Genomic DNA, 22,479 nt, shown 5'->3' on the forward strand with positions numbered 1-22,479 from the left:
GGTTAATGATGGCAGTCGCGTGAGACGGCGTCACTGCACGACGAATTCGGTGAACAGCACATCGGCGACGTGTACTGGCTGACCGCCCGTTTCGGTCGGCTGCTCGATCAGCGTTTCGAGTTCTTTGGCGAGCGCGTGCTTGCCTTCGAGCGGCGCGAGTTCTTCCGGATGTTTGTTCGACAGTGCGAGCAGGACACGGCTGCGGATTTCCGGCATGTGTTCGGTGAGATGTTGCTGGGTTTGCTGATCGTTGAGCTTGAGCGTGAGGCCGATGCGCAGATAGTGCTGCTGGCCGTCGTCGGACTGGAGGTTCACGGTCATCGGCTCGAGCGGGAAGAACACCGGGATCGGGCTGGGCGCCGGTGCCGCCGGCGATGTGGAGGCGGCTTGCGCCGGGGCGCTTCTGGACATGAAGAACCAGGTGGCCGCGCCGGCCGCACCAGCGGCGACCAGTACGATCAGCAGGATCACGATGATGCGCTTCATCAGGCCCGGTGAGGACGGCTGCGCGCTGGCTTGCTGGTTTGCGGTCGTGGTTGCCATGGGGTTTTTGATTGCCTCAATACTGTAAGGTGAATTCTCAGGTTTCTTACGGGTTTGCGATGGGTCGAAAAGAAGGGGTTATTCTGGTTAGCTCATGTGTTTGAGCCTGCCGGCTGGCTTTTTCTGTTTCTGATTTTGGTTTTGGTTGTTGTTGTTGTTGTTGTTGTTTGCCTGGGGTGGTGCCTTTCCTTGTTTTGCTTCTGGTTTATTGGCGTTGCCCCTGTGCGGGGCGGCACCTACTTTTCTTTGTCTTCCAAAGAAAAGTAGGCAAAAGAAAGGCGCCGAAAGCGCGTCTTTTCTCGATGTGTCGCTGACCGGGAATGGCAACCCATGAAGTGTCGCCCTCGCAAGGGATTCGACATTGGTCCGACGCCAGACCATCCCTCGCGCAGTACCGCCTGTGACAAAGCACTCATCCATCCGACTCCGCGCTACGCGCGTCGCCGACCGGCGTAACCCCTCGTGCATGCCTTTGCCGACCGACGGCACGCTGATTCGCAGGCGAATGGCCGCACGTCCAAGTGTGCCGGGGGGCATCGCCGGTGCGCAAAACGTCCGCCCTGACCATCACCCGAAAAGCCCCTCCGCGACGCACGTAGTGCGGAGTGGGATGAATGAGCCCTTTGTCACGGGCGGTACTGCGCGAGGGATGGTCTGGTGTCGGACCAATGTCGGTTCCTTGCGAGGGCGACACTTCATGGGTTGCCATTCCCGGTTAGCGACCCATCGAGAAAGGACACGTTTTCGGCGCCTTTCTTTTGCCTACTTTTCTTTGGCAAGACAAAGAAAAGTAGGTGCCGCCCCGCACAGGGGCAACGCCAATAAACCAAAGGCAAAACAAGGAAAGGCAAACAAACCAGGCAAACAACCAGACCCCAAACAACAACAAAAAAAAAAAAGCAAAAAAACGAGCAGAAAAATCAGGCAAAAGTATCAACCAACCCAACAGTCCGCCGGACAGGCACATTAGCGACACTGACAGCGCCATCAGAATCCGCACTGTCGCCGCCGCGACCGCTCCTGCTACCGCCCCGCGAGGAAGAAGAACCCCCATCTTGCTGGGCAGTCTGCCTCGCAAATCCATCACTCACACTCGCGCTGCCAAGCCCAATCCCCCCTTGCTCCATCGCTTCGCGAAGCTTCGGAAGCGCAGCTTCCACCGCCTCCCGTACCTGCTGATGCTGCGAAACAAACAGCGCATGTGCATGGTTATCGGCAACTTGCAGCACGACCTGTAGCGGTCCGAGATCCTTCGGGTTCAAGGTCAGTTCAGCCGTCTGCTGGTGCGCATTCGAAAGAAACACGACTTTCTGGCTCAGCGCTTCGTCCCAGTCGGGCGTGCCGACCTGCGGGGTCAGCGCCGTGCTGGCCACCGCGATTGCGTTCGGATTGGTCGTCGGCGACACGGCGTTCGACGCGGCCGCTGCAGATGCCGCCTGAGTCGCGGCGAGCGCCGCTTGCGCGGAGTCGGCGCTGTCCTTCAGCGTCGCAAAACTAGCCTGTGCATTGCCGGCGTTCGCGGCCGCCAGCGCCTCGCCAGCGCTGCGCCCGGCGAGTGCATCGGGCGTCGCCGCCACCGCCGCGTTCGCAACCGTAGACTTCACGTTGTCGCCCAACCCGCCCTTGCCATCGGCAAGCTTCGCGCCAGGCGACAGGCCCGTGCCCGCGCCAGCACCGCGCGCGCCAAGCCCCGTCGCGTCCGCGCCGCCAGCCGTTGCAGTGCCCGCCGCAGCGGCCGTCGTCGCTGGCATTGCCGCCGCTGCGCCCTGGCCGCTCGCCAACGCCGCCAGCGCTGCCTGTAACCCGTCCTGAACCGCTTTCGGATCGAGTGACGCGATCTTCTTGCCGATATTCGTGCCGACGACCGGAGTCGATGCGACGGGCGTAGTGGCCGGGACCGTCGCTGCCGGGTCGGCCGGCAATGCGTCCGTGGCCGCCGTGGTTGCCGCCGCGCTCGCCTGCGCCTGTGCCTGTGCGGCAGCCGCCGCCGCTGCGGTTGCCGCCGCCGCAGCCGTCGTGGGCGGCGTCGCCGGCGCGTTCGCATCCTGTTGCGGCTTCGACGTCGTGCTGCCAGCCGGGTTGCCGCTGCCGTTGCCGGAGGCCTGCTGCGAGTTGCCCGTCGACGGGTTCGTCGCCGTCGTGCTGTCCGTGGACTGCTTGCTGCCGGCCGCGTCCGCGCTGTTCGACGAACTGTCCGGCGTCGGCACATCGTGCACGCTCGACGAATCTGGCGACGCAGCGGAAGACGAATCCGACGACGAAGCGGAAGACGAATCCCACGACGATGGGGAAGACGAAGCCGACGACGATGACGAGGACGACGCGTCTTGCGACGCACTGGCGCTCGCCTGTGCCGCGTTGTTTTGCGAATCGATGCTCTGCTGCAGCGTCTGCGCAAACGGCAGGGCGCTCGAGCTTGCCGGCGAGCCGCTGGACGACGTGCCGCTGGCGGTGCCGAGCAGGGAGTTGATCAGTGAAAGAGGCGACATACGTTATCTCTCGTTCGTGTATCCGTTCGTATCAGTCAGTCATGCGCGGGCGCGTCAGACGCCTTCCACGCGCATCCGGAGAATTCTTGCCGCGTGTTCGTCGGCGTCGCGCTGCTCACGCCGCGCGGTCTGCTTTGCTTCGACAGCTTCGCCGCGTGCCTGCAAGACTTCAAACGAGCCGAGCTTCTGCTTCTGGCGCTGCCATTCGGGCTTGGCCGCTTCGACCCGTGCCGTCGCGGTGACGAGGAGCTTGCGTTGCTGGTCGATGGCGGCATCCAGCGTGTCGATGAACGCCTGGAAGTTGCGCATGTTGCCGGCAGGCATCCCGGATTGCGCGGTGGCCGTAAAGCGCGCGTGGTACTCGTCGCGATACTGGATCAGCGAATTCAACTGCGCTTCCACGTCGTTGCGCTCGCGCTGCACACGTCCGAGCCGTTGCGCGGCAGCGTCGACGTCGTCCTGGGCGAGACCAATCAGCGTCTTGATCGGAAAATGCTTCGACATCTGTCCACTCCTTATTCGAACAGCGAGTCGAGCATGGCTACGCTCGACTCGAAGCCAGCGCTTTCGCGATAGCCCTGTTGCAGGAACGCTTCCATCCTCGGATACAGCGCGATTGCACGGTCGAGCACCGCGTCACGGCCACTCGAATAGGCGCCTACGTTGATCAGGTCGCGATTGCGCTGATAGCGCGACAGCATCTGCTTGAAAAGACGCGTCCGGTCGAGGTGCGCATCGTCGATCAGCGCGGTCATCGCGCGGCTGATCGAGGCTTCGATATCGATGGCCGGGTAATGGCCGGCTTCTGCGAGCGCGCGTGACAGCACGATGTGGCCGTCGAGGATCGCGCGTGCCGAATCGGCGATCGGATCCTGCTGATCGTCGCCTTCGGTCAGTACAGTATAGAAAGCGGTGATCGAACCGCCACCTTCCGGACCATTGCCGGTCCGCTCGACGAGGGCCGGCAGCTTCGCGAACACCGACGGCGGATAACCCTTGGTTGCCGGCGGTTCACCGACGGCGAGGGCGATCTCGCGCTGCGCCATCGCATAGCGGGTCAGCGAGTCCATCAGCAGCAGGACATGCTTGCCCTGATCGCGGAAGTACTCGGCGAGCGACGTGGCATAAGCCGCGCCCTGCATGCGCAGGAGCGGCGACACGTCGGCCGGCGCGGCAACCACGACCGAGCGGGCGAGACCTTCCTCGCCGAGAATCTGTTCGATGAATTCCTTCACTTCGCGGCCGCGTTCGCCGATCAGGCCGATCACGATCACTTCGGCGCTGGTATAGCGGGCCATCGTGCCGAGCAGCACCGACTTGCCGACACCTGAGCCGGCAAAGAGACCCATGCGCTGGCCACGGCCGACGGTCAAGAGCGCATTGATCGCGCGCACGCCGACGTCGAGCACCTTGTGGATCGGCTCGCGGCGCAGCGGGTTGATCGACGGCGCCGACAGCGGCGCATCAGCCGCCGCGCCGAGCGGACCGAGACTGTCGAGCGGCCGGCCGGATGCATCGACGACACGCCCCAGCAGCTCCCAGCCGACCGGCAGACGCTTCGCGCCCGCCATCGGATCGGCGATCGGCGCGCTCTCGAGCGGATAGACGCGCGCGCCGGGCAACAGGCCGTGGACTTCGGTGGTCGGCATCAGGAACAGCCTGTCGCCCGCAAAGCCGACGACCTCCGCTTCGGCCATGGCGATCGGACTGCCGGGCGGCAGTTCGATCATCACTTCCGCGCCCACTGACAGACGCAGGCCAACCGCTTCGAGCACGAGACCGGCGGCGCGCGTGAGGCGCCCGCAGCCGCGCAGCGGCCGCGCGATGGCGTTGCGGGCGCGCAGGCCGTCGAGATGCGCGCGCCAGGCCTGAAAATGCGGATTCTGCACAAGCGCGGGATCCGGCCTGAAAACCGGTGCTGACTCGCGGCTGGCCGCGGCGGCAGCGGGTTTCGCGGGCGGCAGCGTTTCCGGCGTGCCGAACGACGCCAGCGCCAGCTCGCGTTCGAGCGGCGTCAGGTCGCTGGCTTCGATTTCCTGAAGGGTCGGCTTCACCACGTGCTCACCTTGCCCAGTGCCGCGGCGACGCGTTCCCAGCGGGTGCCGATGCCGGCATCCACTTCGCCGGTGCCGGCATGCGCCCGGCAACCGCCGCGCTCGACCAGCGGATCGGTGCGCACGGTCCAGCCGCGCGCCTGGAGTTCTTCAAGCAGATAGGCTTCGACGACCGGCAGGTCCGCCGGGCTCACGATCAGACTCGGTGCGCCGACAAGGGCCGGTTCGGTCGCCAGCACCTCGCGGGCGGCGGCGATCAGCGCGGTGGGATCGTGCTGCACGTGCTGACGGACGACCTGCTGCGCGATGTCGAGCGCCAGCGCCACGAGCGTGTCGGCGATCTCGCCCTGCGCGCCGCCGAGTGCGGCCGAGAACGTGTCGGCAATGGCGGCAAGGCGCATGCCTTCCGCGCGCGCTTCAACGCGGCCCTGCTCGAGACCCTGCGCGTAACCCTGTTCGTAGCCCGCCTGATAGCCGAGCGCCTGGCCCGCGACATGGCCGGTTGCGACACCCTGCGCGTGCGCGGCGTCGCGCAGGCGCTCCAGTTCGGCTTCGAAAGCGCCTTCGTCGACCGGTTCCGGTTCCGGCACCGGGTCGAACGAGGCCATCTCCCAGCGCTGGTAGGCCGAGAGGCTCTCCTTGCGCGTGGAGTTCTGATCAGACATAGGCGTCTTCCGCCTTGCCGCCTAGCGCGATCTGGCCGCTTTCGGCCAGGTTGCGCACGACCTGCAGGATGCGGCGCTGCTGCGTCTCGACTTCCGAGACGCGCACCGGGCCGCGTGCGTCGAGGTCTTCCGCGAGCAGTTCCGCGGCGCGCTGCGACATGTTCGACAGGAACTTCTGGCGCAGCGCAGGCGGCGCGCCCTTCAGCGAAATGATCAGCGATTCGGACTCGACTTCCTTCAGCAGCAGCTGGATCGCGCGGTCTTCGAGGTCGAGCAGGTTTTCGAACACGAACATCTGGTCGATGATCTTCTGCGCGAGTTCCGAATCGTACTGGCGGACGTTCTCGAGTACCGATTCCTCGTGGCCGCTCGACATGAAGTTGAGAATTTCCGCCGCCGTGCGGATGCCGCCCATCGGGCTGCGCTTGAGGTTGTCGCTGCCGGACAAGAGGCCCGTCAGGACATCGTCCAGTTCGCGCAGCGCGGCCGGCTGGATGCCGTCGAGCGTCGCGATCCGCAGCAGCACGTCGTTACGCAGCCGCTCGGTGAAGTTGGCGACGATCTCGGAAGCCTGATCGCGATCCAGGTGGACCAGAATCGTCGCGATGATCTGCGGGTGCTCGTTCTTGATCAGTTCGGCGACCGCGGCCGAATCCATCCACTTGAGGCCTTCGATGCCGCTCGTGTCGCTGCCTTGCAGGATCCGGTCGATGATCGCGCCGGCCTTGTCGTCGCCGAGCGCCTTGGTCAGCACCGAGCGGATGTAGTCGCTCGAATCGAGCGACAGTGCGGTGTGCTGTTCCGCTTCCTTGACGAATTCCTGCAGCACCTCGTCGATCTGCTCGCGCGTGATGTTTTTCAGCGCCGCCATGGCGACGCCGATCTTCTGCACCTCGCGCGGACCGAGGAACTTGAACACCTGTGCGGCCTCCTCCTCGCCGATCGACATCAGCAGGAGCGCGCTCTTCACTACGCCTTCAGCGCTCATCGGACACCCAGTTCTTGACGACAGTCGCTACGATCTTCGGATCCTGGCGCGCGATGTTGCGGGCGAATTCCAGGTTCCGCTCATATTTATGCTTCTCATTTTCGAACGAGAGCAGATTGTTTTCCTCTTCCACCTCGACGGCCGTCTTGTCGGGCGAGGGCAGGCCGTCGAGCAGCATCGGCTCGTCCGGCGACTGCAGCGCCGCGACAGGCGGTTGCGGCGGCGGGAACGCGCGGCGCAGCGCCGGGCGCACCATCACGAAGTAGAGGAACAGGGCCACCGCACCGATGCCCAGATACGTCGCGACCTGTTTTGCGAGCGCGATCATCTCCGGCGTGCGCCACCATGGCAGGTCGGCGTTCGGGTCGACCTCGGTCGTGAACGCACTATTGACCACGTTTACCGAGTCGCCGCGGCTCGCGTCGTAACCCATTGCGTCCTTTACCAGCTGGTTGACCTGCGCGAGCTTGTCGGCGGACATCGGCTGCATCGTCGCGTGACCCTTCGCGTCGACCTGGCGCTGGTAGTTGACCACCACCGCCACCGACAGCCGCTTGATGCCGCCCATCGGCTGCTCATAGTGCCGCACGGTCTTGTCGAGCTCGTAGTTGGTGGTCTGGTCCTTGCGGTCGCTGACCGGCGTCGTGGTCACGCTGCTCGCGCCGTTGGCGCTCGCGACGACCGGCGCGGATGCCGGCTGCGGCGGCTGGTTGGACAGCGCGCCCGGCACGCCCGAGGCGCCGCCCTGCGTCATTTCCGTCGCCGTGCTGGTTTGCTGGCTGCGGATCGCAGCCTGGTCCGGTGTCGCGTTCGGGCCGTACTTTTCGGACGTCTGCTCGAGCTTGGCGAAATCGACGTCGGCGCTCACCTGCGAGTGCGCGTTGCCGGCGCCGAACAGCGGGGCGAGGATCGCGTCGATGCGCTGCTGCGTGTTGCGCTCGATCTGCTGGACAAACTTCAGCTGGCTCGCGTCGAGACCGGTGCCGGACGCGGGCTGCGTCAGCAGGTTGCCGTCCTGGTCGACGATCGTGACGTTGCGCACCGGCATGTCGGCCACCGCCGACGAAACCATATGGGTGATCGCGACCACCTGGCCTTCGTCGAGCGTGCGGCCCGGGTACAGGTTGACGAGCACTGAGGCCGACGGCGCTTCGTGGTCGCGCACGAACACGGAGGGCTTCGGAATCGCGAGGTGCACGCGCGACGACTTCACCGCTGAAATGGACTCGATGGTCTGCTGGAGTTCGCCTTCGAGGGCGCGCTGGTAGTTGATCTGCTCGGCGAACTGGCTGATGCCGAACTTCTGGTTGTCCATCAGCTCGAAGCCGACGGAACCGGCTTTGGGCAGCCCCTGCGAGGCGAGCCGCAGGCGCATTTCGTGAACCTGCTCGGCGGGCACGAGGATCGCGCCACCGGAATCGCTGAACTTGTAGGGGATGTTGGCAGCCTGGAGCGCGGTGATGATCGCGCCGCCGTCGCGGTCCGACAGATTGCTGTAGAGCACCTTGTAGTCTGGCGCGCGCGACCAGAGCACGAGACCCGCGACGATCGCAACCAGCAGCGCGACGGCGAAGATCAGCGGCGCCCGTGGATTGCCGCGCATCTGTGTGAGCGAGGTCGGAAACGCTGACAGGCGCTGGCCAAATCCCCCGCCGAGGTCGGCGGCACCGGGCTGGCCGGCGCCGCCCGCGCCAGTTTGCGCACCGGCGAGTCCCATGCGGGCGTCGGGGTTAATCAAAGAGTTGGCTGACGAATCCATGCGTCGGGTATCTCCGGGGATGCCTTGCGTTCTGCTGCCGGCCGCCGCGTCAGGCCGACGGGCGCAGGGGCAGACACTTTCACGTTAGGGATTATCCCCACCAGGATGCAACCTGATTGGTCGAATAGAGCGGGGTTTCACCCCTACTTTCAAGTCTTTCGAAAAATGCCCGCTGCTATGCTTTCGTCCAGATCGGCACGCCTTGCCGCGCCGCTTTTCCCTCTTATGGAGACAACATGACTTTGCCCGTGAACGCGCTTTCGTCGGCGCTTGCGCAGATGCAGTCAATGGCGGCGCAGGCTGCCGGCGGGACCGCCCCGGCGGCGTCCAGCTCCGGCGCGGCGACGGCTGGCGGCTTTGCCTCGGCCCTGAAAGCCTCGATCGACAAGATCAGCAACGACCAGCAAACCTCCCTCGGCGAGGCGCATGCTTTCGAAATCGGCGCGTCGAACGTGTCGCTGAACGACGTGATGGTCGATATGCAGAAGGCCAACGTCGGCTTCCAGTTCGGCCTCCAGGTGCGCAACAAGCTCGTCTCGGCCTACAACGAGATCATGCAGACGGCCGTTTGAGTCAGTCGCGCGCTGCGCGTTTTTTTGCGTGTCCAGCGGCGTCGCCACAAGCCGCCTGCGCCACCAGGGTGCAGCAGCCGGGGGCCGCCAGGCCGGCCGCTCGCCCTGTTACGCACTGAGCCGTTCCTCCAGCGGGCTAAAGCTTTACGCGTGCTTTCCGATAACCCGGATACAGGCATGCATGCTGATGCACGGCAACGCGCACCAGCGGCCCGCTAACCAACCCGCAATCTGCATCAAACAGGAGGAGCGCCGATGTTTTCCGCAGCCCACTCTGGAGCCAATGCTTACGCACGCGTCGGAGTCGAAACCGGGGTGATGGGCGCGAGTCCGCATCGCCTGATCGTGATGCTGTATCAGGGCGCCCGGAAGGCCATCGCTCAGGCGCGCATGCACCTGCAGCAGGGCAATATCGCGGCGCGCGGGGAGGCGATCACCAAGGCGATCCAGATCATCGGGAGCGGTTTGCAGGAGGCGTTGAACGTGGAAGCGGGCGGCGAAATCGCGGCGCGGCTGGACGCGCTTTATAGCTATATGACGCGGCGCCTGTTCGAGGCCAACCTGAAACAGAGCGAGGCCATGCTCGTCGAAGTCGACGGCTTGCTGGCCACGCTCGAAGAAGCCTGGATGGGGATTGCCCCGGAGATCGCGCGGATGGCGACACAGTCGTCCGCGGAAAGCATGAGATGACTTCGAACGCAGAATATTTCGCCCGCTACGAGGCGATCGCAGTGATTTCCGGGCGCATGTTGGTGGCAGCACGCAACGCCCTCTGGAACGATCTGGTCCGGCTTCAGGACGAGTATCGCCAGCTGGTCGAGGCGCTGAAGAGCGCGGAAGCCGGCGTCAAGCTGGACGACGGGGAACGGGCGCGCAAGTTCGACCTGATCCGCCAGATTCTCGCCGACGACGCCGCCATCCGCGACCTGGCGAATCCGCGCATGGCGAAGCTGTCGGCGTTGTTCGCGGCGCCCCGGCCCTCCTGCGTGCTGAAAGAACTTTATCGGGCGCGCTGAGCGCGTTTTTTCGACCCGCATCATCGGGGCCTGTCCGCCGCCGGTGGACACGCGCGAATCGTGCGCGAGAGGAATCGGCATGAACGGAATCGACACGGCGGTGGCTTCTGTGCTGGCAAGCCGCGTCGACAGCCTGCTCTCGATCGGCGCGCGCCCTGATGCCACGGCGTCGCAGACGGGCGCTTCCGCGCTGAGCGTCGATACGCCCGTCGCCCGCGGCGGGGCATTGCCTGACACATCCTCCACACCACCCGCTTCCGCGCAGACCGCGCTGTCCGCCGTCGCCCTGACGCTTGACGCCATCGCGCGCTCTGGTGGCGATGCGACGCCAGCCGTCGTCGGCCAGACGCCGGTGTGGCCGGCGGCGCCGGCGCTCGATGTCGCGCTGGCCGAGCCGTTGCCGCTCTTCGGTACGCTGGCGACCGACGCTTCCGCAACGGCAACGGCGGGCACAACGCCGCAGGCCGGGGCGGCCACGAGTGCGGCGGCAGGAGCGGCGGCGACCAGCGTGGTGGCTTCGCCGCTGCCTGTCGCGGCGCTGGCCGCGGCACTCAGGCAGACGGTCGCCGAAAGCGGACTGTTCTACGAATCGCATCTCGCGCAGTGGCTGTCGGGGCAGCGCACGCCTGCATCGCTCGCCGGCGAGCCGCAAAACCGTCTGGTCGACGCGGCGGCGCAATTGCCACTCGACTGGAGTGCCGATGCGGATGCTTCGGCGCAGCCATGGTCGAGCGGTGCGGGGCTAGAGGCGAGGGCGGCGGCGGGACTCAATCCGAATCCGGCTGCTGCTGGCACTGTCAATGCCCGAGGCGCGCCGGACGGCCCGCAGTCGCAGGCAGCACGCTTTGCGACGGCCGATTCCCAGGGCAACACGGCGTTTTCCGGCTCCTCGTCGTCGCGCTCTCAGATGCATGGGGCCGCGGGCGATCCGCTCGGCCTCGACACTCACGATGCGCCCCCGCCGCAGTCTGCCGCGCCCGCAATTCATCCGGCGACCGTTCCGCTTGTGCGGCAGCAGCTCGATCTGCTCGCCACCGGCGAATTCCGCTGGACTGGCGAAGCCTGGCCCGGCGCCCGGCTCGACTGGACGATCCAGCAGGAAGGCGACGAGTGGCATCGTGGCGGGCAGGGCGTCGAGACGGACGACCCGTATCCGTGGCGCACGCGGCTGACCTTGTCGCTGCCATCGCTCGGCACCGTCGACGCCGAACTGACGCTCACCGGCACGCAACTCGTGGTGCGGGTCCAGGCGAACCCGGGCGGCGCGGCGCGGCTCGCGGCGCAAGGCGAGACGTTTCGCCAGCGGCTTGCCGCAGCCGGCATCGAACTGAGCGGGCTGTCGATCCGCGAAATCGGCGGTGGTGCGCCGGCAGTCGGGACACCTGCGGCGGCAGCGGCGGCGCAGGCCACAACGGCCTATGCATGCTCCGCCGCAGCCGGCGACGAAGCGACAGCCGCATCCGCCGCCCGGCATAGAGGGGCCGGCACGAAGGGCGCCACAGATTACGACTGGGACCTGTCATGAGCCGCACGCATCGCCGGAGCGCGGCGGCGCTCGTCTACGATTCGCAGTTGGGCGACCCTGCGCCGCGCGTGGTGGCGAAGGGCTACGGTCTCGTCGCGGACATGATCGTGCAGCGGGCCAAAGAGGCCGGCCTGTATGTGCACGAGGCGCCGGAGATGGTGTCGTTGCTGATGCAGGTCGACCTCGACACAAGGATTCCGCCGCAGCTGTATCAGGCGGTCGCGGAACTGCTGGCGTGGCTGCACCGGCTGGAAAGCGGCGCGGCCGACGATGCGCCCGGCGCCGAGCCTGCAACCGTCGCTGGAACGACATCGGGCACGCCGGAAAGCGGAAGCGGCAGCGCGCCGCGCTAACCCGCGCCGCGCGGCATTGCCTGCGCGGACTAGAACCGCATCATCAGCCGGATCAGCACGTTGAATACCTTGCCGTAGGGCGGCGCGACCAGGGCGCGCGCGTTCAGGCGCGCCTGCTGCAACACGGGTTTCATCTTCGAAAACGTCACGAAGCCTTCATGGCCGTGATACGCGCCCATCCCGCTCGCGCCGACGCCGCCAAACGGCAGGCTCTCGCACGCAAGATGCATCAGCGTTTCGTTGACTGCCATGCCGCCCGCGACCGTTTCGTGCGTCACGCGTTCGATCGTCGCGGCGTCGTCGTCGTAGAGATAGAGCGAGAGGGGCCTCGGCCGCGCGTTGATGTAAGCGATCGCCTCATCGAGCGTGTCGTAGGGGACGACAGGCAGCAGCGGACCAAAGATTTCCTCCTGCATCAGGGCCGATTCGTCGGGTGCGTTCGTGACGGCAACGAGCGGAAAGCGGCGCGTGTCGGGATCGCCCAACCCGGTCCCGGGCGCGCCGGGAACGTCGGCCAGCGTGTGCAGCTGTGCGCCGGACGCCTGCGCTTCATCGGCGAGCCGCTGCAGGCGCTCGAAATGACGCGCGCTGATGATCGTCGTGTAATCGCGGTTGCGGGCGAAGTCGGGGTACAGCTTCTTCATCTGCACGCGGGCGCGGTCGATGAACGCCTGCTCCTTGCCGCGCGGCACCAGCACATAGTCAGGCGCCACGCAGGTCTGACCCGCGTTGAGCGTCTTGCCGGTGACAATGCTGCTCACCGCGTAGTCGAAGCGCGCGTGCGGTCCGACGATCACCGGCGACTTACCGCCCAGTTCGAGCGTGACGGGCGTGAGGTTGTCGGCGGCGGCGCGCATGACGTGACGGCCCACCTGCGTCGAACCGGTGAAGAGCAGGTGGTCGAATGGCTGCGCGCTGAAGGCTGCGGCAAACGCGGCGTCGCCGTTGACGACCGCCACATGATCGCGCGCGAAGGTTTGTGCGATCAGCTGCTCGAAGAGCGCCGAGGTGCGCGGCGTCAGCTCCGACATCTTGATGATCGCGCGGTTGCCGGCCGTGAGCGCGCTGATGAGCGGACCGGCGGCGAGCAGCACCGGATAATTCCACGGCGCGATGATGCCGACTACGCCAAGCGGCTGCGGCACGACTTTCACACGCGCCGGCAACAGCCATTTGTTGGTGCTGCGCCGCTGCGCTTTCATCCAGCGCCTGCCGTGACGCAGCGCGCCGTCGATCTCACCTTTCACGAGCAGGAATTCAGCAAGCAACACCTCCTGCTTCGCGCGATTGCCGAAGTCCGCGTTCATGGCGTCGGCCAGCGCGTCGCGATGGTCGAGCAGCATGCTGCGCAGCGCCTTCAGATGCGTGGCGCGTGTCTCCCAGGACGGATAAGACGCACGCAGGTACGCGTGCCGCTGTCCGCGTAGCAGCGCTTCGAGCGCGGCCACGTCGGGTAGATCGTTTTTCATGAGCCCCCATCCTGGAGTCAGTACGCGTAGCGTCGCGTTTGCCGTATTTGAATCTGCGTCGACACTGCGCGCGCGCCGCGGACGATCAAGCCGCAAACGCGCGGGCGATGATCGCCGCGTGGTCGAACGCGGCCGGCAGCGTGCCGTACACGCGCCCGCTTTCGCCGCAGCCGTCGGCGAGCCGCGTCGCGATGAAGGCATCCGCGACTTGCGCCGGTGCATGTTCAACGAGCAAGGTCGCCTGCGCGATGAGAACGATCGACTGGGCGATGCGGCGCGCTGCGGCCTCACGCAGATCGGGCGCGCCGCCGAGTGCGGCGGCAAGCCGGTCGAGCGCCGCTCCGAGAGCGGGATGCCCTGGCGCCCTGTTGCGCCACGCGGCGAAGAGCGCCTGCGCCGCTTCGGGCTCGCGCTCCATCGCACGCAACACGTCGAGGCACATCACGTTGCCGGAGCCTTCCCAGATCGAATTGACCGGCGCTTCGCGATAGAAGCGCGCCATCGGACCTTCCTCGACGTAGCCGTTGCCGCCCCAGACCTCCATCGCTTCGCCGGTGAATTCGAGCGCGCGCTTGCACACCCAGTACTTCGCCGCCGGCGTGACGATGCGCCGCCACGCACGCTCTTCGGGCGCGTTCGCGGCGTCTTCGAAGGCGCGAGCGAGACGCATGAACAGCACCGTCGCCGCTTCGGATTCGAGCGCGAGGTCGGCCAGCACGTTGCGCATCAGCGGCTGGTCGGCAAGATGCCGGCCGAATGCGCTGCGATGCCGCGCGTGATGGATCGCCTGCACGAGCGCGGCGCGCATGAGCCCCGCGCTGCCGATCACGCAGTCGAGCCGCGTGTAGTTCGCCATCTCGATGATGGTCGGCACGCCGCGTCCTTCGTCGCCGATCAGCATGCCGTAGGCGTCGAGAAATTCGACTTCGCTGCTCGCGTTGGAGCGGTTGCCGAGCTTGTTCTTGAGGCGCTGGATCTGCACCGCGTTCTTGCTGCCGTCGGGCGCGAAACGCGGCACGAAGAAGCACGACAGGCCTTCGTGATCGCCGGTGCGCGCAAGCACCAGATGCGCGTCGCACTGCGGCGCCGAGAAAAACCATTTGTGCCCGACGAGCCGGTATGGCGCGCCACGACCGCTGCCGTTGCCCGCCGCGAACGCGCGGGTCTGGTTGCTGCGCACGTCCGAGCCGCCCTGTTTCTCGGTCATGCCCATGCCGATCATCATCGACCTTTTCTGCGCAAGCGGCAGGTCGCGCGGATCGTGCTGGCGGGTGTAGAGCTTGTCGCGCAACGTTTCAAAAAGCGCGGGCTCACGTTGCAGCACCGGAATGCTGGCGAAGGTCATCGTCAGCGGGCACAGCGAACCCGATTCAAGCTGCGCATGCAGGTAATAGCCCGCGCAGCGCGCGGCCATCGCGCCGCGCTGCGGATCTGAAAAAGGCAGCGCATGCAGCCCTTCGCGCCGCAGCAACGCGAGCAACGTATGCCATGAAGGATGAAACTCCAGCGCGTCGATGCGTTCGCCGCGCGGTGAATGCGTGAAGAGTTCGGGCGTGTGACGGTTTGCGAGGTCGGCGAGGGCGAGGATGTCCGGTGTCGTGAGCGCGGCGCCGTGGCGCTGCAATGCGTCGCGGTGCCAGCCCGCGCCGTCGCGATCGACGGCGGCGGCGAGAGCGGAGTCGCTTTCGAACAGGTTGTAGTCCGCAAGCGGCGGGACCTGGTTGGTCACGTCATGCGTCGTGCCGTGGCGGTGCGATTCCATCTGCTGTCTCCATTCACCGGATGCGCGCAGGCGTGGTTTTGTTTTATCGGCGCCTGCTATGTCGCGCAACGACGGGCGGCGCGTTTTGCGCCAGGCTTCCCGCTACGTCTGAAGGTCACGCTGTCAGGCTGCAAAGTCAGACGACAGCTTTTCATCATAGAGGCGCGGCGCGGGTTTCGTTTAGAGGGATCGCTCTGACGCGAAGCCGTCGCGCGCGCCATCGTGTCCCTACAATGCGCGTCAGCACACGTAGACAAGTGTGCACGAGACGGGGTTCGCGAACAACGCGACCCGCATAGGAGGAGCGGATGCAATACGACTACATCATTGTCGGCGCAGGCTCAGGCGGCTGTGCGCTGGCAGGCCGGCTTGCGGACAGTTGTCCCGATGCCTCGATCGCACTGATCGAGGCTGGCCCTCACACGGAACGCAACCTGTTCGTCAACATGCCGGTCGGCGTCGCGGCGCTTGTGCCATTCCAGCTGAAGACCAACTACGGCTACGAGACCACGCCGCAACCCGGTCTTGGCGGCCGGCGCGGTTATCAGCCGCGTGGGCGCGGCTTCGGCGGCTCGAGCGCGATCAACGCGATGGTCTACTCGCGCGGCCATCCGCTCGACTACGACGAATGGGCGGACATGGGTTGCCATGGCTGGGCATGGGCGGATGTCTTGCCGTACTTCCGGCGCGCTGAAGGTAACGAGCGCGGGGGCGACGCGCTGCACGGCGCCGACGGCCCGCTCACCGTGTCCGATCTGCGATTTCGCAATCCGTTTTCGCACCGCTTCGTGCAGGCTGCCCTCGAAGCTGGTTACCGTACGAATAACGATTTCAATGGGCCTGAGCAGGAAGGCGTCGGCTTCTATCAGGTGACGCAGCGCGACGGCCGCCGGTGCAGCGTCGCGCGTGCCTACGTGTACGGTCGTGAGCGGCCGAATCTCCACACGATTGCCGATGCGACCGTGCTGCGCGTGACCTTCGAGGGCAAGCGCGCAACGGGCGTCGAGGTGGTGCACGGTGGTCGCACCGCAACGCTGGAAGCTCGCGCGGAAGTCGTGCTTGCAGCCGGCGCGTTCAACTCGCCGCAACTGCTGATGTGCTCGGGAATCGGGCCGGCGAACCATCTTCAGGCGGTCGGCGTGGCGGTGATCCACGACGCGCCGGAAGTCGGCCAGAACCTGACCGACCACATCGATTTCACGATCAACAAGCGGGTGCGCTCAATCGAGCCGACCGGCTTTTCGTTGCGTGGCATCGCGCGGATGGGGCCGCAGTTCGTCGCCTTCATGCGCGAAGGCCGCGGCATGCTGTCGAGCAATATCGCGGAAGCGGGCGGTTTTCTGAAGAGCCGGCCCACGCTTGCACGGCCCGATCTGCAACTGCATTTCTGCACGGCGCTCGTCGACGATCACAATCGGCAGATGCATTGGGGCCACGGCTATTCGCTGCATGTCTGCGTGCTGCGTCCCCATAGCCGCGGGACGGTGATGCTTGCGAGCAGCGACGCGCGAGTCGCGCCGGTGATCGATCCGTGCTTCCTGAGCGATTCGCGCGATCTCGATCTGCTGGTGGAAGGTGTGCACATGGCGCGACGGATTCTCGATGCGCCTTCGCTTGCGCTGTGCGGCGGCAGGGAGTTGTACACGCGTCCCGGCCAGAACAACGCCGAACTGCGCGCGACGATCGCGGAGCATGCGGACACGATCTATCACCCGGCCGCGACCTGCCGGATGGGCAGCGACGCCCGTTCGGTCGTCGATCCGCAGTTGCGTGTGCGTGGCGTGACGGGCTTGAGGGTGGTGGACGCGTCGGTGATGCCGACGCTCATCGGCGGCAACACGAACGCGCCGACGGTGATGATCGGCGAGCGTGCCGCGGAGTTCATCGCGGCGGCACGGCGGGCCGGGGAACAGGCGGCCCGGGCATCGGCGCATGCATGAAATCGTTGCCGGCCTGGCCCGGCAGCGTCTCGCGGGCGACGTCGAGCCACGCGCGTGCCGCGTGCGACAGATAGCCGTTGCGCCGCCAGCCGATCGCCATTTCCCACGGAATTTCCGGTTCGACGACCGGCCGGCAGGTGAACTGCGTCGCGTCGAGTCGCCGGCAGTAAGGCGCGGGCAGGAGCGCGATGCCGACGCCCGCCTGCACCAGCGCCGCCATGAAATCCCAATGCCCGCTGCGTCCGACGATGGTCGGCGCGAAGCCGGCCTGCCGGCAGGCGTTCAGCACCACGTCGTTGAGCGCGAGGCTTTCGCCGTAAAACACGAACTGCTCCATCGCGAGCGCTGCAAGCGGCACCTCGCGCAGGTCGTCCCAGCGCGAACCGTGGCGTGCGACGAGCCACAGCACCTGGCGGGTGACCGGCAGCACGTCGATCATGTCCGGATCGACCGGCAGCAGCACGCCGCCCAGTTCCAGCTCACCGTTGATCAGTGCGGCCTCGATTGCCCGCGAACCCTGCTCGAACAGCTTCAGGTCGATCTTCGGGTAGCGCTGCCGGAAGGCGGCGATTGCGGGCGTGAAAAGCGAGCCGCCCATCGGCGGAATACCGATGGTCACTTCGCCGCTGCCTAGCGTGCCGAGATCGTTCAGCTCGGCCTGCAACAGCGCGTGCGCGGCCAGCACGTCCTGACCGCGCTGGTAGACGATCCGGCCGGCGTCGGTGAGGACCATCTGGCGGCCATCGCGCAGCAGCAGCGGGGAGCCGATTTCGTCTTCCAGCGACTTCACCATCTTGCTGATGGTCGGCTGCGTGACGAACATCTGCTCGGCCGCGACGGTGAAGCTTTGCTGACGGACGACTTCAACAAAATAACGCAGGGCGCGCAGTTCCACGTTCAACGGCTCCTTGATTCCAGATTGGAATGAAGTGAATGATGTTAAGTCATTATATTTATGTTGCGGTGCAACCTATACTCACTTTCATCAAAAGTCACCTGGGGATTGCCATGACGACACGTTTTTCGACTCAAGCTGCGTCCGCGAGCGTGGTCCGTGTCGCCCGGATCGCGCTCCAGAGTGCTGCGCTGGCTGGCGTATGGTACGTCGCCGATTTGCTGGTGCGTCGGCTTGGATTGCCGGTGCCGGGCGGCGTGGTCGGCCTCGCCGCCTTGCTCGCGCTGCTGTTCTGCGGCGGCCTGCCGTCGCGCTGGATCAAGGCCGGCGCCGACTGGCTGCTGTCCGACATGCTGCTCTTCTTTATTCCTGCAGCGGTCGCGGCGGTGCAATACGGTGGCCTCTTCAAGGAAGACGGTTGGCGTCTCGCGCTGGTGGTCGTCGCGGGTACGCTGATGGTGATGGTGGCAGTGGCGTTCGCCGTCGAGCAGGCCGCGCGGCTCGAACGCCGTCTTGCGCTGCGTCGCGTGCTGGTCACGCGCCATGCCGCTCGCGCTTGATGTGGCGTGATGTGACATCCCCAGTCCCGGCCATGAACGCCTTCTATTCTTCCCTTTTCGCTGATAGCGCTTCACGGCTGATCGCGGCCGGCTGCCTCGTGCTGACGGTCGCGCTCTATTTCGCCTCGAAGCGCCTGTACGCGCGCTTCAGGATGCCCTGGCTGACGCCGCTTCTCGCCGTGCCGGTCGTGCTGGCGGTGATCGTGCTGGCCGCACACATTCCGTATCCGGTCTATTTCGAGGACACGCGCTGGTTGATGTGGCTGCTTGGCCCCGCTACCGTCGCGTTCGCGGTGCCGATCTACGAATACCGCGACCTGATGAAACGGCACTGGATTTCGCTGACGGTCGGCGTGACGGTCGGGATCATCGTCGCGGTGGGCGGGTCGCTTGCGCTGGCGAGGCTACTGCACCTGTCCCCTGAACTTCAGCGCAGCCTGATGACACGCTCGGTGTCGACGCCGTTCGCTCTCGCCGTCTCCGACAAGATCGGCGCGCCGAAGGATCTAACCGCGCTCTTCGTGATCGCGACGGGCGTCTGCGGGATGCTGTTCGGTGAAATCGTGCTGGCGCTCGTGCCGCTGCGCACGCGCCTCGCGCGCGGCGCGCTGTTCGGCGCGGCGGCCCACGGTGTGGGCACGGCGAAGGCCCGCGAGCTGGGCAGCGAGGAGGGCGTCGTCGCCAGCCTGACGATGATGATCGCGGGTGTCGTGATGGTGCTGCTCGCGCCGGCGCTGGGCTTTCTGCCCGTCTGACGAAGCGTCGGTTCGACCGCCCCGCATTTCAGACATCCCGAATCCATCTCGATTTGCTACAATCGCCGTTCGTCTTCGAGGAGCGTTGCGACGGGCACAGCGAATATCTGCATTCGCATGCCGCCCGCCAGGCTCGGAGGCTTCAATCGGACGGCTAGAATGCGCCACGCGCTTTCCATCCACCGCATCGAACCGCGCTCACGTCAAATTTCTAGTCAATTTTAGAAAGGAGGGCGTGATGAACGCCGCAGTTTACGATTCCAAAGATTCCAAGGACTTCATCGTTGCCGACCTGTCGCTTGCCGACTGGGGCCGCAAGGAACTCAACATCGCCGAAACGGAAATGCCCGGCCTCGTGCAGATCCGTGACGAGTACAAGGCGCAGCAACCGCTGAAGGGCGCACGTGTGGCAGGCTCGCTGCACATGACGATCCAGACCGGCGTGCTGATCGAGACGCTGAAGGCGCTCGGCGCCGACGTCCGCTGGGCATCGTGCAACATCTTCTCGACCCAGGACCACGCCGCAGCGGCGATCGCCAAGGGCGGCACGCCGGTGTTCGCGTACAAGGGCGAAACGCTCGACGAATACTGGGAATACTCGCACCGCATCTTCGAATGGCCGAACGGCGAATTCGCCAACATGATCCTCGACGACGGCGGCGACGCCACGTTGCTGCTGATCCTCGGCTCGAAGGCCGAGCAGGACCGCTCGGTGATCGCAAAGCCGACCAACGAGGAAGAAGTCGCGCTGTACAAGTCGATCGCCCGTCATCTGGATGCCGACCCGGTGTGGTACTCGACGCGCCTCAAGCACATCCAGGGCGTCACCGAAGAAACGACGACCGGCGTGCACCGCCTGTACCAGATGGAGAAGGAAGGCCGTCTGCCGTTCCCGGCGATCAACGTCAACGATTCGGTGACGAAGTCGAAGTTCGACAACCTCTATGGCTGCCGTGAATCGCTCGTCGATGGCATCAAGCGCGCGACCGACGTGATGATCGCCGGCAAGATCGCGGTCGTCGCCGGTTACGGCGACGTGGGCAAGGGCTGCGCGCAGTCGCTGCGCGGTCTGGGCGCGACGGTGTGGGTCACGGAAATCGATCCGATCTGCGCGCTGCAGGCTGCCATGGAAGGCTACCGCGTCGTGACGATGGAATACGCCGCCGACAAGGCCGACATCTTCGTGACTGCGACCGGCAACTACCACGTGATCGGCCACGATCACATGAAGGCGATGCGCCACAACGCGATCGTCTGCAACATCGGTCACTTCGACTCGGAAATCGACGTTGCCTCGACACGTCAGTACACGTGGGACAACATCAAGCCGCAAGTCGATCACATCATCTTCCCGGACGGCAAGCGCGTGATCCTGCTGGCTGAAGGCCGCCTCGTGAACCTCGGTTGCGCGACGGGCCACCCGTCGTTCGTGATGTCGAACTCGTTCACGAACCAGACGCTCGCGCAGATCGAACTGTTCACGCAGGGCGACAAGTACGAGAACAAGGTGTACGTGTTGCCGAAGCAGCTCGACGAAAAGGTCGCGCGTCTGCATCTGGCGCGTATCGGCGCAAACCTGACCGTGCTGTCCGACGAACAGGCTGGCTACATCGGCGTCGACAAGAGCGGTCCGTTCAAGCCGAACCACTACCGCTACTAAGCGGCTAGACGGTTAAAGGCGCCGGCCGCCATGGCGGATGCGGCGGTTCAGTCCGCCGCCGCGTGCTGCGTGCTGCATGCAGTTCGAACGCAGGCGACCGGCGGGCGTCCCGTCACGCAGCGCGCATCGTAAAAGACGCGCTGCGTGATGGGCGCTGATCCCCACGCATGGAGCACGGCTCGCGCGACCCACGAATCCGCCCGGTCCGGATTTCATCCCGGACTTCCCGTTGACAAGGAGCTCTACATGACTGTGCTGCTGACATGGCTGATCAATGCGCTCGCCCTGCTGATCATCACGTATCTGGTGCCGTCGATTCACATCCGCAGTTTCGGCACTGCACTGATCATTGCGCTGGTGCTTGGGCTCATCAACGCCGTGTTGCGACCGGTGCTCATCCTGCTCACGCTGCCCGTCACGATTATCACGCTCGGATTGTTCATTCTGGTCGTCAACGCGCTGTGCTTCTGGCTGTGCGCGTCGCTGCTGAAGGGCTTCGAGGTGTCGGGTTTCTGGTCGGCGTTTTTCGGCTCGATCCTGTACAGCATCGTCTCGTGGCTGCTGTCCGCGCTGATCTTCGGTAACCGCAGCATCGGCTGACGGCGTCCCGAAGACGGGCAACCCTGGTAAATCATGAACCCGATCGAACTCTCATTCGAATTCTTCCCGCCGAAGACGCAGGAAGCCGTCGACAAGCTGCGAGCCACACGCGCGCAACTCGCCCCGCTCAAGCCCAAGTTTGTGTCCTGCACGTTCGGTGCGGGCGGCTCGACGCAGCAGGGCACGCTGGATACCGTGCTCGACATTGCGAAGGACGGCATCGAAGCCGCGCCGCACCTGTCGTGCATCGGTTCGTCGAAGGAAAGCCTGCGCGCGATCCTCAACGAGTACCGCTCGCATGGCATCCGCCATATCGTCGCACTGCGCGGCGACCTGCCCTCGGGCATGGGCGAAGTGGGCGAACTGCGTTACGCGTCGGAACTGGTGAGCTTCATCCGCTCCGAGTTTGGCGACTGGTTTCGCATCGAAGTGGCCGCCTATCCGGAATACCATCCGCAGTCGCGTTCGCCGAAGGCCGATCTGGAAAACTTCGCGCGCAAGGTGAAGGCCGGCGCGAATTCGGCGATCACGCAGTATTTCTTCAATGCGGACGCGTACTTCCGTTTTGTTGACGACGCACGCAAGCTGGGCGTCGATGTGCCGATCGTGCCGGGCATCATGCCGATCACGAACTTCTCGCAACTGATGCGCTTCTCCGAGATGTGCGGCGCCGAAGTACCGCGCTGGATCGCACGCCGCCTGGAAAGCTTCGGCGACGACCGCGAAGCGATCCGCGCATTCGGCCTCGATGTCGTGACGAATCTGTGTCAGCGGCTCGTCGATGCGCAAGTGCCAGGCCTGCACTTCTACACGCTCAATGGCGCGGCGGCCACCAAGGCCATCTGCGAACGCCTGGGCGTCTAGACACCGAGGC

At 65.5% G+C, this 22,479-nt stretch carries 22 protein-coding genes and 1 riboswitch; of the genes, 11 read left to right on the top strand and 11 right to left on the bottom strand.

The window, feature by feature from the left end; genetic code table 11:
- Positions 1–30: 30 nt before the first annotated feature.
- The 8 genes from fliL to fliF form a co-directional block, all read right to left on the bottom strand.
- Entirely contained in the window at positions 31–543 is a 513-nt protein-coding gene (fliL, locus tag P3T23_RS06030; RefSeq protein WP_429315260.1) for a flagellar basal body-associated protein FliL, read from the bottom strand.
- An 87-nt stretch (positions 544–630) separates the two neighbouring features.
- Positions 631–963: a hypothetical protein gene (locus P3T23_RS06035; protein WP_429315261.1), complete on the bottom strand. Its 333-nt coding sequence runs from the start codon at positions 961–963 to the stop codon at positions 631–633.
- A gap of 500 nt (positions 964–1,463) precedes the next feature.
- Positions 1,464–3,032: a flagellar hook-length control protein FliK gene (locus P3T23_RS06040; RefSeq protein ID WP_429315262.1), complete on the bottom strand. Its 1,569-nt coding sequence runs from the start codon at positions 3,030–3,032 to the stop codon at positions 1,464–1,466.
- Between the two features lie 54 nt (positions 3,033–3,086).
- A complete protein-coding gene (gene fliJ / locus P3T23_RS06045; protein ID WP_429315263.1) occupies positions 3,087–3,536 on the bottom strand; it encodes a flagellar export protein FliJ in 450 nt (149 codons plus the stop codon).
- Positions 3,537–3,547: 11 nt separating this feature from the next.
- Positions 3,548–5,089, bottom strand: a complete 1,542-nt coding sequence (fliI, locus tag P3T23_RS06050) for a flagellar protein export ATPase FliI (protein WP_429315264.1) — start codon at positions 5,087–5,089, stop codon at positions 3,548–3,550.
- A complete protein-coding gene (gene fliH, locus P3T23_RS06055; RefSeq protein ID WP_429315265.1) occupies positions 5,083–5,751 on the bottom strand; it encodes a flagellar assembly protein FliH in 669 nt (222 codons plus the stop codon). The genes fliI and fliH overlap by 7 nt, the downstream gene beginning before the upstream one ends.
- Positions 5,744–6,739 (bottom strand): flagellar motor switch protein FliG, encoded by a 996-nt coding sequence (gene fliG / locus P3T23_RS06060; protein WP_429315266.1) that lies wholly within the window; start codon positions 6,737–6,739, stop codon positions 5,744–5,746. Before fliG ends, fliH begins: the two co-directional genes overlap by 8 nt.
- Positions 6,729–8,498: a flagellar basal-body MS-ring/collar protein FliF gene (gene fliF / locus P3T23_RS06065; protein WP_429315267.1), complete on the bottom strand. Its 1,770-nt coding sequence runs from the start codon at positions 8,496–8,498 to the stop codon at positions 6,729–6,731. Before fliF ends, fliG begins: the two co-directional genes overlap by 11 nt.
- Before the next feature lie 236 nt (positions 8,499–8,734).
- Here fliF and fliE point away from each other — a divergent pair, with 236 nt between their 5' ends.
- The 5 genes from fliE to P3T23_RS06090 all read left to right on the top strand — a co-directional run bounded on the left by fliE (position 8,735) and on the right by P3T23_RS06090 (position 11,964).
- A complete protein-coding gene (gene fliE, locus P3T23_RS06070; RefSeq protein WP_429315268.1) occupies positions 8,735–9,070 on the top strand; it encodes a flagellar hook-basal body complex protein FliE in 336 nt (111 codons plus the stop codon).
- 255 nt (positions 9,071–9,325) lie between these two features.
- Positions 9,326–9,760 (top strand): flagellar export chaperone FliS, encoded by a 435-nt coding sequence (fliS, locus tag P3T23_RS06075; protein WP_429315269.1) that lies wholly within the window; start codon positions 9,326–9,328, stop codon positions 9,758–9,760.
- The gene (locus tag P3T23_RS06080) at positions 9,757–10,086 is read left to right on the top strand and encodes a flagellar protein FliT (RefSeq protein ID WP_429315270.1); all 330 of its coding nucleotides are present in this window, start codon (positions 9,757–9,759) and stop codon (positions 10,084–10,086) included. Before fliS ends, P3T23_RS06080 begins: the two co-directional genes overlap by 4 nt.
- A 79-nt stretch (positions 10,087–10,165) precedes the next feature.
- Positions 10,166–11,611, top strand: coding sequence for a flagellar hook-length control protein FliK (locus tag P3T23_RS06085; RefSeq protein ID WP_429315271.1), 1,446 nt, complete (start codon positions 10,166–10,168; stop codon positions 11,609–11,611).
- On the top strand, positions 11,608–11,964 hold the full coding sequence (locus tag P3T23_RS06090; protein WP_429315272.1) for an EscU/YscU/HrcU family type III secretion system export apparatus switch protein: 357 nt from the start codon (positions 11,608–11,610) through the stop codon (positions 11,962–11,964). Before P3T23_RS06085 ends, P3T23_RS06090 begins: the two co-directional genes overlap by 4 nt.
- Positions 11,965–11,993: 29 nt before the next feature.
- Here P3T23_RS06090 and P3T23_RS06095 read toward each other — a convergent pair whose 3' ends face one another.
- A complete protein-coding gene (locus P3T23_RS06095) occupies positions 11,994–13,433 on the bottom strand; it encodes a coniferyl aldehyde dehydrogenase (RefSeq protein WP_429315273.1) in 1,440 nt (479 codons plus the stop codon).
- 85 nt (positions 13,434–13,518) lie between these two features.
- Complete coding sequence (locus P3T23_RS06100) at positions 13,519–15,195, bottom strand: isovaleryl-CoA dehydrogenase (protein WP_429315274.1); 1,677 nt, start codon at positions 15,193–15,195, stop codon at positions 13,519–13,521.
- Positions 15,196–15,503: 308 nt separating this feature from the next.
- Between P3T23_RS06100 and P3T23_RS06105 the strand changes: the two genes are divergently transcribed.
- Complete coding sequence (locus P3T23_RS06105; RefSeq protein WP_429315275.1) at positions 15,504–17,135, top strand: GMC family oxidoreductase; 1,632 nt, start codon at positions 15,504–15,506, stop codon at positions 17,133–17,135.
- Here P3T23_RS06105 and P3T23_RS06110 read toward each other — a convergent pair.
- Complete coding sequence (locus P3T23_RS06110; RefSeq protein ID WP_429315276.1) at positions 17,077–18,030, bottom strand: LysR substrate-binding domain-containing protein; 954 nt, start codon at positions 18,028–18,030, stop codon at positions 17,077–17,079. The genes P3T23_RS06105 and P3T23_RS06110 overlap by 59 nt on opposite strands.
- Positions 18,031–18,143: 113 nt before the next feature.
- On the opposite strand from P3T23_RS06110, the gene P3T23_RS06115 reads away from it, so the two are divergent.
- From P3T23_RS06115 to metF, 5 genes are all read left to right on the top strand, one after another.
- Positions 18,144–18,590: a CidA/LrgA family protein gene (locus P3T23_RS06115; RefSeq protein WP_429315277.1), complete on the top strand. Its 447-nt coding sequence runs from the start codon at positions 18,144–18,146 to the stop codon at positions 18,588–18,590.
- Between the two features lie 32 nt (positions 18,591–18,622).
- Positions 18,623–19,345, top strand: coding sequence for an LrgB family protein (locus tag P3T23_RS06120; protein WP_429315278.1), 723 nt, complete (start codon positions 18,623–18,625; stop codon positions 19,343–19,345).
- Between the two features lie 71 nt (positions 19,346–19,416).
- A riboswitch (S-adenosyl-L-homocysteine riboswitch) is annotated at positions 19,417–19,552 on the top strand.
- 31 nt (positions 19,553–19,583) lie between these two features.
- Positions 19,584–21,005, top strand: a complete 1,422-nt coding sequence (ahcY, locus tag P3T23_RS06125) for an adenosylhomocysteinase (protein ID WP_133661276.1) — start codon at positions 19,584–19,586, stop codon at positions 21,003–21,005.
- Between the two features lie 246 nt (positions 21,006–21,251).
- Positions 21,252–21,605 carry a phage holin family protein gene (locus P3T23_RS06130; protein WP_133661275.1) on the top strand — a complete coding sequence of 118 codons (354 nt, stop codon included), beginning with the start codon at positions 21,252–21,254 and terminating at the stop codon, positions 21,603–21,605.
- A 33-nt stretch (positions 21,606–21,638) separates the two neighbouring features.
- Positions 21,639–22,469: a methylenetetrahydrofolate reductase [NAD(P)H] gene (gene metF, locus P3T23_RS06135; RefSeq protein WP_429315279.1), complete on the top strand. Its 831-nt coding sequence runs from the start codon at positions 21,639–21,641 to the stop codon at positions 22,467–22,469.
- Positions 22,470–22,479 lie beyond the last annotated feature (10 nt).

Origin of the sequence: Paraburkholderia sp. GAS448 (assembly GCF_050435685.1) — a bacterium.
Classification (GTDB): Bacteria; Pseudomonadota; Gammaproteobacteria; order Burkholderiales; family Burkholderiaceae; genus Paraburkholderia.

Coding starts and splice junctions, on each gene's coding strand:
- fliL (WP_429315260.1), bottom strand. CDS start 543: ATGGCAACCACGACCGCAAACCAGCAAGCCAGCGCGCAGCCGTCCTCA.
- P3T23_RS06035 (WP_429315261.1), bottom strand. CDS start 963: ATGGATGAGTGCTTTGTCACAGGCGGTACTGCGCGAGGGATGGTCTGG.
- P3T23_RS06040 (WP_429315262.1), bottom strand. CDS start 3,032: ATGTCGCCTCTTTCACTGATCAACTCCCTGCTCGGCACCGCCAGCGGC.
- fliJ (WP_429315263.1), bottom strand. CDS start 3,536: ATGTCGAAGCATTTTCCGATCAAGACGCTGATTGGTCTCGCCCAGGAC.
- fliH (WP_429315265.1), bottom strand. CDS start 5,751: ATGTCTGATCAGAACTCCACGCGCAAGGAGAGCCTCTCGGCCTACCAG.
- fliG (WP_429315266.1), bottom strand. CDS start 6,739: ATGAGCGCTGAAGGCGTAGTGAAGAGCGCGCTCCTGCTGATGTCGATC.
- fliF (WP_429315267.1), bottom strand. CDS start 8,498: ATGGATTCGTCAGCCAACTCTTTGATTAACCCCGACGCCCGCATGGGA.
- fliE (WP_429315268.1), top strand. CDS start 8,735: ATGACTTTGCCCGTGAACGCGCTTTCGTCGGCGCTTGCGCAGATGCAG.
- fliS (WP_429315269.1), top strand. CDS start 9,326: ATGTTTTCCGCAGCCCACTCTGGAGCCAATGCTTACGCACGCGTCGGA.
- P3T23_RS06080 (WP_429315270.1), top strand. CDS start 9,757: ATGACTTCGAACGCAGAATATTTCGCCCGCTACGAGGCGATCGCAGTG.
- P3T23_RS06085 (WP_429315271.1), top strand. CDS start 10,166: ATGAACGGAATCGACACGGCGGTGGCTTCTGTGCTGGCAAGCCGCGTC.
- P3T23_RS06090 (WP_429315272.1), top strand. CDS start 11,608: ATGAGCCGCACGCATCGCCGGAGCGCGGCGGCGCTCGTCTACGATTCG.
- P3T23_RS06095 (WP_429315273.1), bottom strand. CDS start 13,433: ATGAAAAACGATCTACCCGACGTGGCCGCGCTCGAAGCGCTGCTACGC.
- P3T23_RS06100 (WP_429315274.1), bottom strand. CDS start 15,195: ATGGAATCGCACCGCCACGGCACGACGCATGACGTGACCAACCAGGTC.
- P3T23_RS06105 (WP_429315275.1), top strand. CDS start 15,504: ATGCAATACGACTACATCATTGTCGGCGCAGGCTCAGGCGGCTGTGCG.
- P3T23_RS06115 (WP_429315277.1), top strand. CDS start 18,144: ATGACGACACGTTTTTCGACTCAAGCTGCGTCCGCGAGCGTGGTCCGT.
- P3T23_RS06120 (WP_429315278.1), top strand. CDS start 18,623: ATGAACGCCTTCTATTCTTCCCTTTTCGCTGATAGCGCTTCACGGCTG.
- ahcY (WP_133661276.1), top strand. CDS start 19,584: ATGAACGCCGCAGTTTACGATTCCAAAGATTCCAAGGACTTCATCGTT.
- P3T23_RS06130 (WP_133661275.1), top strand. CDS start 21,252: ATGACTGTGCTGCTGACATGGCTGATCAATGCGCTCGCCCTGCTGATC.
- metF (WP_429315279.1), top strand. CDS start 21,639: ATGAACCCGATCGAACTCTCATTCGAATTCTTCCCGCCGAAGACGCAG.